General features: G+C 51.7%; 9 protein-coding genes. 2 read left to right on the forward strand and 7 right to left on the reverse strand.

The annotated features are described in order from the left end of the window. Positions 1-10: 10 nt before the first annotated feature. From DWB84_RS01590 to epmB, 6 genes are all read right to left on the reverse strand, one after another. On the reverse strand, positions 11-2206 hold the full coding sequence (locus tag DWB84_RS01590; protein ID WP_187408009.1) for an alpha-glucuronidase family glycosyl hydrolase: 2196 nt from the start codon (positions 2204-2206) through the stop codon (positions 11-13). Positions 2207-2242: 36 nt separating this feature from the next. After that, positions 2243-3637: a DUF5924 family protein gene (locus tag DWB84_RS01595; protein WP_187408010.1), complete on the reverse strand. Its 1395-nt coding sequence runs from the start codon at positions 3635-3637 to the stop codon at positions 2243-2245. Further along, on the reverse strand, positions 3637-4260 hold the full coding sequence (locus DWB84_RS01600) for a DUF6151 family protein (protein ID WP_187408011.1): 624 nt from the start codon (positions 4258-4260) through the stop codon (positions 3637-3639). The genes DWB84_RS01595 and DWB84_RS01600 overlap by 1 nt, the downstream gene beginning before the upstream one ends. Positions 4261-4454: 194 nt before the next feature. Then, positions 4455-6560, reverse strand: coding sequence for an EAL domain-containing protein (locus DWB84_RS01605; protein WP_187408012.1), 2106 nt, complete (start codon positions 6558-6560; stop codon positions 4455-4457). Between the two features lie 228 nt (positions 6561-6788). Continuing rightward, positions 6789-8480 (reverse strand): PilZ domain-containing protein, encoded by a 1692-nt coding sequence (locus DWB84_RS01610; RefSeq protein ID WP_187408013.1) that lies wholly within the window; start codon positions 8478-8480, stop codon positions 6789-6791. A 173-nt stretch (positions 8481-8653) separates the two neighbouring features. Beyond that, entirely contained in the window at positions 8654-9667 is a 1014-nt protein-coding gene (gene epmB, locus DWB84_RS01615) for an EF-P beta-lysylation protein EpmB (protein ID WP_187408014.1), read from the reverse strand. 50 nt (positions 9668-9717) lie between these two features. Here epmB and efp point away from each other — a divergent pair, with 50 nt between their 5' ends. Both efp and epmA read left to right on the forward strand, forming a co-directional pair. Continuing rightward, positions 9718-10287 (forward strand): elongation factor P, encoded by a 570-nt coding sequence (gene efp, locus DWB84_RS01620; RefSeq protein ID WP_187408015.1) that lies wholly within the window; start codon positions 9718-9720, stop codon positions 10285-10287. Between the two features lie 32 nt (positions 10288-10319). Beyond that, a complete protein-coding gene (gene epmA / locus DWB84_RS01625) occupies positions 10320-11246 on the forward strand; it encodes an EF-P lysine aminoacylase EpmA (protein ID WP_187408016.1) in 927 nt (308 codons plus the stop codon). Between the two features lie 2 nt (positions 11247-11248). Here the strand turns inward: epmA and cysE are convergent, their stop codons facing one another. Continuing rightward, positions 11249-12055, reverse strand: a complete 807-nt coding sequence (cysE, locus tag DWB84_RS01630) for a serine O-acetyltransferase (protein ID WP_187408017.1) — start codon at positions 12053-12055, stop codon at positions 11249-11251. Between the last annotated feature and the right edge of the window lie 295 nt (positions 12056-12350).

Below are 12350 nucleotides of genomic sequence, written 5' to 3' on the forward strand. Positions count from 1 at the left end.
ATCTCTTTCCTTACTTACCTTGGCCTGGCGCATGGGGAAATTTCAATTTCATATATTCTTCCAAAGTGCCTTGCGGTTTTTCCAAACCTGTAGGAATTGGTTTCTTGGAAAAGCTCTGGAAATAAAGCACACAGGCGTTGCGCCACCAATAGGCTTCTTTCTCCTGAATACCCAGCGCCATTTGCACTTGTCTGAACTGATAAGGATCGATTTTTCCCTGCAAGCTGTTCCACGTATTTTTCATGGCGGTGACATCGGCTGCGCCTTGGTAATAGCGATGTACAAGTTCATCCCACAAGGTGCGGCCGGAGCGGGTTTTATAATCCCAACTCACGTGGTGGAACCACAAAAGAAATTCTTCCGGAATGGTTTCTGGTGAGGCATAGAGATCGCGCACAGGTGGAAAATATTGTTCGACCGCGTTGACGCCCGAGGGTGAGCGATCAAAACCAATGCCGGATGGACTTGCGCGATGATAATAGACCGAGGTCCAGTCATCGCGGCCCAAATCTTTGATCCAAGGACCAGGGCCGTAGTGGTGGCCTTCATCCATAATGTGATGCAAACCGAGTGGCGTCATATAGTTCACGGTAATTTCCCGTGAGTCCATCATCATATCGGTTACGGTCGCGACAACTTCGGCATCATTGCTCAGTGTCATGCGGACCCATTCGTCGGCGATTTCGCGCGCAGATAATTGATGATCCCACGCGAGTCGGCCAAAGACATACCAGTTGGATTGCAAAATAATATGGCCGGTCCAGTTGCGGTCGGTGCCTATATTGGCAACGCCGGCAATACCGGAAATATTGTTATTAAACAGTGAGCCATCGATGACTTTGGCTACGCTTGAACCTGCGCCTTTCGCATAGGTGTCGCTATCCAAAACTTCTTTAAATAAAGTACCCAAATAAACTGCGTGAGTACTAAAGCCGAGATATTCCAAGGTGATTTGGAATTCCATCATCAGAGGAGTTTTTGGCATGGCGCCAAACAATGGGCTAAAAGGTTCGCGCGGTTGAAAATCGATTGGTCCGTTTTTCACTTGAACCAGAACATTGTTGCGAAATTGGCCGTCGAGCGGTTTGAATTCTGAATAAGCTTGTTTAGACCGCTCTTCATTTTTCTCATTGGCATAGACAAATGCCCGCCACATAACCACACCACCGTGGGATGCCAATGCATCCGCAAGCATATTGGCACCTTCTGCGTGGCTGCGGCCAAAATCGCCCGGGCCGGGTTGTCCTTCGGAATTGGCTTTCACCAGAAAGCCACCGAAATCCGGAATGATGCTGTAGATTTCTTTGGCTTTTTCCTGCCACCAGCGCTGTACTTCTGGATTGAGCGGATCGGAGGTTTTTAATCCGCCGATCAATTGCGGCGAGCTGAATTTGACCGACAAATAAACCTTGATGCCATAGGGGCGGAAAATATCGGCAAGAGCCGCCGCTTTTTCCAGATATTGCGGAGTCAGAATCAATGGATCTGCGTTGACGTTATTCAGCACAGTACCGTTAATGCCGATGGAAGCGTTTGCGCGTGCGTAATCGTAATAACGCTGCTCCTGATAATCCGGCAGTTTGTGCCAGTCCCAAATGGATTGCCCCGCGTAGCCGCGCTCCACATGTCGGTCCAGATTATCCCAGTGATTTAATACGCGCAGATCCATTTTGGGTGCCGAAACAATGCTGACCTGATCAATGGATTGCTGGGTCTGCAGCAGGCGCAAAAAGTGAAAGGTTCCGTAAAGGGCGCCTATATCGGTGTTTGCCGCAATCACAGTGACGGTTTTGCCGCGCACTTTTTGTTTGCGGATCAGATAGCCTTCCTTGCCTAGATCAGCCAACTCCGCTAGCTGCAGCTCCGCAATCAACGAGGAGTTCTGTGGTGTGCCAACAATAAGTTGATGGTTGGCAATGGAGGTTTTATTTGGCAGCGCTTTACCTAATAGTCCGCGCAGGGCATAACTTAACTCCTGCCGAATCACTTCGCTGGTTGGGGATTGCCCTTCCACAAGAACAGATTGCAGTTGTTTCTGATAGTGCTTTTTGCGCGTTTGGTCTTGCAATTCATCGTATTTAAGCCAGAGCCGGTAGCCATCCTCGCCAGCAAAATAAAACTGTGCCCAACTCAGTGATGCCGTGAGCGTCAGAGCGAAAAAATAAACAATAAAGGTAATAGGACGGAAAAAATGTTTTATCTGCATTGTGTGACCTTATGGGTTGTTGTCACATCCGTGCGATTATTCTGGTAATTCAGCGGATTCTGAGGGCTCCATAGGTGCCACTGGATCATTCTCCGTTGTATCCACTGGTCCTTTTTCCTCTGACGAATCCATTATCTCAATTTCTGGTTCATTTGCCTCTGCGGGTTCAACGGATTCGATTATTTCTGCCGGTTCATTGATTTCCGCTTCTGCAGGCTCGTTATTCTCGATAGTTTGAGGTTCTTCTATTATTTCCTGAATCTCTTCTCTCTGTGGTTCATTTATTTCTACTGAAATATTCTCATTTATTGCGTCTGCGTCCGTTCCTGCTTCTGGTTGTATCGGTATAGGTGCATCCTTGACCGCTGGTTGCGCGCGATGCGCTTTGACTACGGTAAAGCGGAAAATTCCGATGACCTGATTGGCCTCGGTCAAAACATGAATTTCCCATTTCCCTGTGGGGTAGGGAGGAAAGTTTAGCTTATGTGTCCAAGCTCGGTAGCCTTCTTCACGCCCACCATTGATATCCAACGCAATTCTATCGATGGTTCTACCGTTGAGCCGCCATTCGTGATAAATGCGCTCCCGCAAGCCTCTAGGTGCGCGAATAGCGGTATAGGCATAAAGCCCGGATTTTAGCTGTTCGTCCGTTATAACCTTTAATGCGCGCGTAGGCTCGCGTTTTGATACATCGATTTGATCGGTCACGGCCACTTTGGTAAGGCGCAGAGTAGCTGGAGGAATCCAGGTGCGCGTATAAAGACCTATACTCGCGGTAAGAGCGACTATCGCAACCACAAAAAGTGCACGCCACCACCAGCGCCAGCGCAAGGCTCTTATGATTCCCGGCAAAGACAAAATAATAGCTGCGCCCAAGGCCAGCAGATAAGTTTTTGGTGTTGGCAGATAAAAAATAATGGGAAGCGCGGTAAGCAGAACCGCGAATAAGGTGAAGCCGTGAAAAATAAAATAGCGCCAGCGTTGCGCGGCTATCCAGCGGTAATAAATAGGATCTATGATGGATAAAACGGCAAATAAAATCAGAATCGAGGTAAAAACGGCTTGGCCGGTATTCCATGCGGTGGTAATAAAGAAAAAGGGGATAACAAAAAACAGGCTTTCCTGATGCACCATCTGGGTGACAAAGCTGAGCAGTGGGGGAGGCAGCTCAAAGCCGAACCAGTGGGAAATGCCGCGGCGTAATAATTTCTCCAGTGCCAACCACGCCCAGCTGGCCAACATCAACACGGAAAGAATCTGCGCAAATTTTTCCTGTTCGCGCTCTACCAGAAAAAAGCTCGCGGCGCCGGATACAAACCCAATAATGGCAATCGCCCAGGGATATTTCTGTAGCAGACGTGCACCCAGCGCCAACAGCGCTTTTAATCGCGCCGTAGCTATAGGGTATCTGGCGGGATTTAAAAATGACATTAGTGTGAGGCGTTAACGCGCCGACTCTTTTCAACACGCGCAATCAATTCGGTGCGTTCTGCCAAGGTTAAAACCCGCGGTGTAACGATTGGAGTTTTGTAGTCCGGCTGAAGAAAGGGGCTGAATCTATGCTGTCTGCGCAAACTTTCGCTGGCGATCACACCTATGATCCGAGGCACACTGGTTGCCATCGCCAAAAGCCTTTTTTTCATCGGGCCGTGTGCATTGTGGGTGAATGCCCATACTCGAAGAGGTCCAAAGGTCTCATCCAAACTTGCTCCGCTACGCAAGCAACTATGTAGAAGTCCTATATAAGCGATACGTGGATTGGCAGGTGTGCTGCCGATCGGTGTGCGACAGCAGCTGGCATACCAGCGATAGAGCCCAGTGGGGGACAAACGCATGCACGCGAGATACTTCAGTCCCTTGGTGAAATGCACGTCCGCCACAGAAGCTGGAATCACATCGCTGCCGGCGTTTTTGTCCAGAATTGTCTGCGGATCACCTAAAAAATGCGCAAACGCCTGGCAGTCTCGGCAGTAACACAGAATGCGGCCGCGCGGCCGAGCATGAGCAACGTAACCGGCCAGCTGACCGCAGCGACACTGAAGTGGGTGATGCATAGTTGCGTGGCTCCATACTCGTGGAAGACGCGAATATATTACGCCTGGGATTTTCCGTCAGCACGAATTACGAAATATCATCAAGGCTGTTTTGTAGTGCTTCGTTTGCTTGGGTTTCCCGCAGACTGAATAAATACGGATAAGAAAAAAGGCCCCAGAGGGGCCTTTTGTCGATTGCGATAAAAAATGGATTTTTAACCTTCGGTGTCAAAATCGTAATCCATCGATTCTGTCGGTCCTTGCAGATAATAACCTTGAATATAATGCACGCCCGATTGCCAGAGTTTTGAAAGAACGCTGGCATTTTCCACGAAGGGCACAATGGTGATTTTTTCGTGTTCGTGAATTTGTGCCACCAGATTGCTCAGCGCTTCCGGCTCACCTGTGCCGTTTTGCAATTCTTTGGTAAATGAACCATCCACTTTTATGTATTGCGCAGAGACATGCTCCAGTGCGTTGAATGGATTCAGTGCACAACCAAAATGGCTGATACTGCACGAACAACCTAAGGCGGTAATTTGTGCGGTAAAGGTTTTGGCAATATTCAGGTGATCATTAACGTCATTTTCCTGCAATTGGAAAATAATTGCTTCCGGTGGCAATTTTGCCGCTTTAAAGGCGACCCCGAGCCAAGGTGGCAGGGTAGTGTCTTTGAGCGATTCTTTGCTGAGGTTGATGATCAAATGGGTGTTATTGCCGGAAGCGCGGTGTTGGGCAAGCACTTTGATGGCTTCGAGAATAACCCAGCGGTCAATTTTGGTGGTTGCGCCGATTTCCGCGGCAACATCCAAAAATTCCGTTGGTGACATGCCCATATTATTATCGTCCACCATTCGCAGCAGCACTTCGTAATGCTCTTTGTCGGAGCCGCGCAAGCTGAGGATCGGTTGGAACAACAAACGGAAACGCCCGCGATTGAGGGCGTTTTGCACCATTTTCGCAATTTCTTTGGGAGAGCGGCCGCTCTTGGTTTGTTGCTCTTCTTCCTCGAAAGTGGTTGCCAAAATGGCTTTGTCTTTCTGTGCTTTGTTCAGTGTGACTTCGTAGGCTTTCAGCGCTTGCGACACTGGTGTGTCGGAATTGCTGGTGGTTTCGTTGATAATGCTGACGCCCGCGTAATACATAAATTGCAGAGTTGCGCCGTCGATATCGACGATCTGACTGCGCATGGCTTTGGCAATTTCCTCGCCGCGGCTTTGTGCTATATCCACATTGATTTTGGGAATCAGCAACATAAAGCCAGCTTCATTGAAACGGCACAGGATATCGCCACTTTTCACCAGCGTTTTCAGATAGGCAGCTATATTGCCCAATACCAAATCGGCGGACGCCAGTCCCAATTTTTGTTGTACGGTTTCGAGAAAATCGGAGATGGCGATGTAGAGCAGCGCTCCGGTCGTGTGATTTTGTACGGCGGAATCGACCGTTTCTTCCAGTTTTTCGATCAAATAATTTTTGTTGTACAAGCCAGTTACCAGATCCTGATTGCGGATCTGATTTAGCTGCGCCTCTAATTCGGTGTTGTTGATCGAATTCGAGCGAATGACAAATTGAATACAGAGTTCTTCTTCGTATTGCGATTTGCGAACTTCGACGCTGAGATTTCTGGGTTCCTGATCTTTGCCCAGTGCCTGAAATGTCAGCTTGGCCGTTTCGACATCACTGCCGCGCAACATGAATTCTTTGAGAAATTCTTTAACCCGCTCCTGGTCCTGTTCCTCCACCATATCGATAACCGGCATACATTCCAGGTCGTCGCGCTCCTGGTAGCCGAGCAGCTCAGCAAACGATTGGTTGGTGTACAGAAACATACCGTCCTGGACAAAGGCAATGGCATCGCGCGAGCTGTCCAGCAGCTGTTGGTTGCGGCGTTCGATTTCTTTGTAGCGGCGTTCCGCCAAGCGTTGCTGCGCGCGGTTTTCCCGGTTGATCAACTCGCGGTTGATCACTTGCAGCAGGTGCTGGTCTTCATCCAAACGCACAACGTCCGCCGCGCCCAACTTCAATCCCTCTACTATGGCGTGAGTGCCTTCTTCATCAGTGAGAAGGATCATCGGGATATCTTTGGCAAGGCGGCGGATTTGTTTGATGGCGGTGGCAGGCGGGACGTTTTGGGTGGAATCCAGTCCTATCACCAGATCCCATGACTGCTCTTGGAGAAGCTTTGCCAGGGCCTCTTCACTTTCAACGTGCTGTGCCCGGGTAGGTCGCCCTCCGTTATGCAGCATGCTGATCAGTCGTTCAGCTTCTGAGCGGGAGTCATTGAGTATTAATAATCGTACGGTCGGAATCGAGGTCATACCACTTCAGCTTATATGGTCGGAGGGGGCCGCCCCTCGGCCTCCCAAGCGCGGCTTATATAATTGTCCGTCGTCAGTGGGATATCGAATAAGCGCAACAGTTTACTGAAATACCAAGTATAGTCCTAGCCTGCAAAGTCCCCACGAAAAATAACAATTCAAGTATTGGACAATCCGAATGATCGCCCAGGATTCTTATCTGAATTCGTGAACTTGTCAGTGGATTGCTTAAAAGTCGTTGCTGTCACTTGACAGGGTTTCGAAGCCAAACAGTTTGAGTTTAGCGGTGGAAAAGACGCATTTATTCAGTCGCACACTGATAACGTCGCCATCCTGTTTGAGTTTCAGGCGCATATTTTCTTGGAATGGCACCGACGCGGTTAACAGGCTGGGTGGTTGATCTTCCATAACCGGCGTAGGGATATGAATGGCGCGCATAAAATCGGTTTGCCCGCCCATATCCATCACACAGGCCGCGCCGTAGGGTACTGGCTGGTGAGTGAGCACTTGGATGCCGAGTTGTGAGCCGCCTTTGAGCTGGCGAATCCAGCGCACTACGCCAATGCTCCAGACCCGGCGATCCGGCTCGCGCAAACCGATCAATTCGCCCGCTTCCACACGACTGGTCGGCAGATCTCCCTGCCAAAAAATACAGTATCCGCCGCTGCTTTGATTTTGTAACACCACCCGGTAAGTGGTTTGGCGCGCGGGTTTGGGGGAGTCAATGCTCTTTTTACCGCTCATGCTGGCGATCAGAGCGTCGAAGCCGCCGGAGAGAAATGAGTCGCCGAGGATCTCGTCTTTCGGATTGATAAAACGGTCGAATTCGACGCTGCCGCACAGTTGATAGTGGCAATCGATCAAGCCGACGCACGCGTCTATCTCGACATCTATGCGGCGGCGGTCCTGGCGGCGCTGGGCCGGGTTGCCCCAGCAGTGCAACATATGGTCGATCAGGCTGGAGGGCATATCCGGTGGCGCAGTCACGCTGGGCATTTGCCCGAGCCAATCGGCGCCAGGATTGGGGCGGTTGCCCGTGAGTTTGCAGAGCTGGCCGACCAGGGAGTGAAAATCCAGCTCCAGCACCCGGTGATTCGGGTCGCCGTCAAAGCGGCTTTTGCTGACCGGGCCCGCGTCCTGATGCAGATCCACCAGAAACAGATTGCTTTCGTCCTCGGTGGCGGACGGGTGCAGTTGCACATGGCGCGCCCAGGATTCCAGGGCGCGATAGGCGATGGCTATATCGTTTTGCGCCAACTGGTTGGGGCGGATACTGCCCATCACCACTAGGCGCACATATTGTTCAGTAATGGTCTGGGCGCCAGTGCCGACCGCGACCGGTGCGGGGCGGTCGTGCAGATCGTAATACTCCGCCACCTGATACAGAGTGTGGGCGCGCAGCCACATGGATGGTGGAATAGGGGTGTAGAGCTGATACGCGCGCAACATCAACAAGCTGAGCGCCGAGAGCGCGCGATGCAAGGAATTCAGCAATATTGCCTGTTTTTGCGCTTTCAGTTTTTTTTGCTGCACCAGTTCTTTGGCGCACAGGGTATAACCGTCCAGCAGATGCTTCTGCAGGGCTTGCGCCAGCAGCGCTGTTTTCTGCGCCGGTTCCGGCAAAATCAAAGGCTGTTGCAGAAAATCTTTTAATAAACCGAGTAGGGATTGCTGGGTTACCGGCCAGAATGCTTCGAGCATTTCATAGCGAGTTTCGGGATCGGTCTTGAGGTGAGTGATTTCCGGGATGGCTTCGTAAAGCTCTATACAGGTGTTTTTGACTTGGGTCAGCTTGAGGTTGTCGAGCCAGATTTTGACCTTCGCCAGCTTGTTGCTAGCACAGAAGCTGAGCAGATTGATGTCCTGCGGCGGCAGCTTGAATTGGGAAAGACTCAGAATCGGTTCAAATATTTGGCTCATCAAAAGACCTTTATGCCGTCCTAGCATTTACTGGTTATATTGCTCGCGCTCAACGCTCGCGTCAAAGGTGCTTGCGACTGATGCGCTGGTCCGAATCAGCTTTCTCCCTAGTATAGCGTCCAGACGATATAAGACGCGCCGAACCGCATAATCAGCTTCCCTGCTCACGAATGCTAGAGCGGAGGGATGGGTGTCTTAGAGCCTTCATCTGGGGTCTCCCTGACCAGTTTGGGAACCAGAAAGCCCGGCAGGAGTGTCAGCAATTCTCCGTAAAGCTCTCTAGCCCTGTCTTCAGCGACTGCGAAATGAGCGGCGCCCTGCACTTTATCGAGTAGGTGGAGGTAGTACGGCAAAACGCCCGCATCGAACAAACTTTCGCTCAGTGTCGCAAGAATTCTGCTGTTGTCGTTAATCTTTTTCAATAGCACCGCTTGGTTAAGTACGAGAATATCGGCACCGCGCATCGCTTTAACAGCGTCGTGTACGTTGCCATCGATTTCCTGTGCATGATTACAGTGCATAACCATTACAGTTTTCAGTCGCGGATGGTGAATCGCCTTAAGCAGCTCCGGCGTTATGCGACTGGGCAAAATGATCGGATAGCGCGAATGAATGCGCAGCCGCTTTATGTGAGGGATATTGCCAATATTTTCTACCAGCCAGCCCAATTGTTTATCCGAGAGGGACAGGGGATCGCCGCCGCTCAAAATCACCTCGTTGATCTCGGGAGCGCGGCGGATATAGTCCAGCGCCGCCAACCATTCAGGGCGGCTGAGTTGGTGTTCCTCATAAGGGAAGTGGCGGCGGAAGCAATAACGGCAATTGATCGCGCACTGAGTGGCGGCGACCAGCAGCACGCGCGACTGGTATTTGTGTACCAACCCCGGCACCGGCGTGAAACGCGCCTCTTCCAGAGGGTCTTTTTGATAATCCGGAGCGGGTTTGAGTTCTTCCGCCAGCGGCAGAATCTGAAGTAGCAACGGGTCCTGCGGATCGCCCGGTCGGATGCGGGAAACGTAGGATTCCGTGGCTCTCAATGGAAAGTGAATGCTTGCATCAAGGGCCGGCTTCAGCCATTCCGGGCCAAGTTGAAGACGCTCCAAGAGAATCGCCGGGTCCTGAATAAGATCTGACAGTTCTTCCTGCCAGCTTTTGGTCTGCCATGTCGGCACGGTTCGCGGTATCATGTGCGCCTTTTTTATCAGTACCCGATAACTTGAGATGAATTGAGGGCAAAATGGCTAGCTATTCTACCAGTGAATTCCGCAGTGGAATGAAGGTGATGTTGGACGGGGACCCGTGCTCCATTGTGGAAAACGAATTCGTCAAACCCGGGAAAGGCCAAGCCTTCAACCGAGTGCGTTTGAAAAATCTGAAATCCGGCCGAGTCTGGGAACGTACCTTTAAGTCTGGTGAGACCTTGGAAGCGGCTGATGTTGTCGATCGTGAAATGCAATACCTCTACAGCGACGGCGAGTTCTGGCACTTCATGCATCCGGAAACCTTCGAGCAGCTGCAAGCTGATCAAGCTACCGTTGGCGAAGCGGCTAAATGGCTGCGTGAGCAAGATATAGTAACCCTCACCCTGTACAACGGTGAGCCTCTGGCAGTAACTCCGCCCAACCATGTTGAGTTGGAAGTGGTTGAGACAGATCCAGGCTTGAAAGGTGACACCGCGCAAGGCGGTACCAAGCCAGCCACTTTGTCTACTGGCGCCGTGGTGAAAGTACCTCTGTTCGTTTCCATTGGCGACGTTCTGCGTGTCGATACTCGTACTGGTGAGTATCTGGGTCGCGCCAACAAATAATTGATCGTCTAGGTTGCCCGGCAGGCGTCTTTATGTTTCAGCCCAGTGCCAGCCTGGCCAATCTGCAAAAACGCGCGCAGCTGCTGCAACAGTTGCGCGCGTTTTTTTACGCCCGCGATGTGATGGAAGTGGATGTCCCGGCCATAGGCGCGGCCACGGTCACCGATATTCACTTGGAGCCATTGGTGGTGCCGGGCACCGGCTATCTGCAGACTTCGCCAGAATACTTTATGAAGCGCCTGTTGGCCGCAGGCAGTCCGTCGATTTTTTATCTGGGAAAAGCCTATAGAAGCGATGAATCCGGGCGGCGGCACCGGCCGGAATTCACCATGCTGGAGTGGTACCGGTTGGGCTTTGACGACCATGCGTTGATGCAGGAAATGGCGGAACTATTCCGCGAGCTTGCGCCGCATGTCGCCATCCGCTTTTCCAGTTACACCGATGCATTCCAGGCGGTGTTGGGGTTGTGTCCCCATCGAGCGAGCTTGGCAGATTTGCAGGCTTGTATCGCCAGCAAAATCGAACTCAATAGTCCGCTTACCGATAAAAGCTCCTGCCTCGATCTGCTGTTCAGCCATTGTGTCGAACCCGAACTCGGCAACGGCATCACCTTTGTGTATGACTTCCCGCGAGAACAATGTGCTTTGGCGCGCATGGCGTTGAATGATGCAGGCCAGCAGGTGGCACGCCGGTTTGAGGTGTACTGGGATGGAATGGAGCTCGCCAACGGTTATTGGGAACTGTGTGGCGCGGAAGAGCAGCGCAAGCGGTTTGAGTCCGACCGCAGAACCCGAACCGCATTAGGTTTGACTGTTCCGGAGGTAGATGAGCGTTTTCTCGCCGCGTTAGAGACGGGTTTGCCGGAATGCGCCGGTGTGGCGCTCGGAGTGGATCGCTTGCTGATGTGTCTGCTTAAAGTGAAGGACATTCGCGAGGTTATGCCCTTCGCTGACTTGTAACCTCAGCCACCACAGTCGTCACTGTCGCAACTGATTTCGTGGTTCATATCCAGAGCGGGTTTGGCGGAACGCGGTTTGCCCACCGGCACGGCCGGTACGCCTGCCACGGTGGTATGTGGTGGCACGGCTTTCAGCACTACGCTTCCCGCACCTATCTTGGCGCCTTCGCCGATTTCTATATTGCCGAGAATTTTGGCACCTGCACTGATCAGCACGCCGCGGCGCACTTTCGGATGGCGGTCGCCGGTTTCTTTACCCGTCCCCCCCAGCGTCACCGACTGCATGATGGACACATCGTCTTCCACAACGGATGTTTCCCCAATCACTATGCCAGTGGCGTGATCCAGCATTATGCCTTTGCCGATGCGCGCGGCGGGGTGGATGTCCACGCCAAATGTCAGGGCAATATGGCTTTGGAAGAAGTAGGCCAAGGCAAACCGGCCTTGACGCCACAGCCAGTGAGCCACGCGGTAGCACTGCAGGGCGTGAAAGCCTTTGAAGTAGAGGAAGGGCAGGCAGTATTCGTTACAGGCGGAGTCGCGCTCGAAAACCGCTTTGATGTCCTCGCGCATCGCCTGGCCAATTCTGGGGTCGCTGGAAAGGGCTTCGTCGATGATTTCACGGACTTGCAGCGCGCTGATCGCGGGGCTGGCGAGCTTCTGGGCCAGGTGATAACTCAGAGCATCTTCAAAGGTATCGTGATTCAGTATGGTCGAGTGCAGAAAGCTCGCTAAGGCAGGTTCGTTTTGCGCCTGGTCGCGAGTCTCTTGTTTGATTGTCTCCCACACCGGGTCTTGGTGTGCATGCATATGGGTTTACCTCTAAATGAAGATGCTTGGAAATTATTGGGTTTGTTTGAGCGAATTGCTAGGGGCCGGGGGCGATATTAAAGATCTTTTTTGGTGCAGATTTTTTGCGTTGCATCAAGACAGTGCCTACGCGCAGCCGGATTTCCGCGGGTGAGTTTGTTGATTAATGAATTGTGCCGCCATTTTTGTGACGCGCTTGTATTTTGGAGATGGGCACAACCTTGTTATTAGAATCTGGCATCACTATTGCTGAATACCCTTCGCTTGGTGCTTCTGATAATTCAATTTTCATTAG

The sequence above is a fragment of the Saccharophagus sp. K07 genome, from assembly GCF_014336955.1.
Classification (GTDB): domain Bacteria; phylum Pseudomonadota; class Gammaproteobacteria; order Pseudomonadales; family Cellvibrionaceae; genus UBA5868.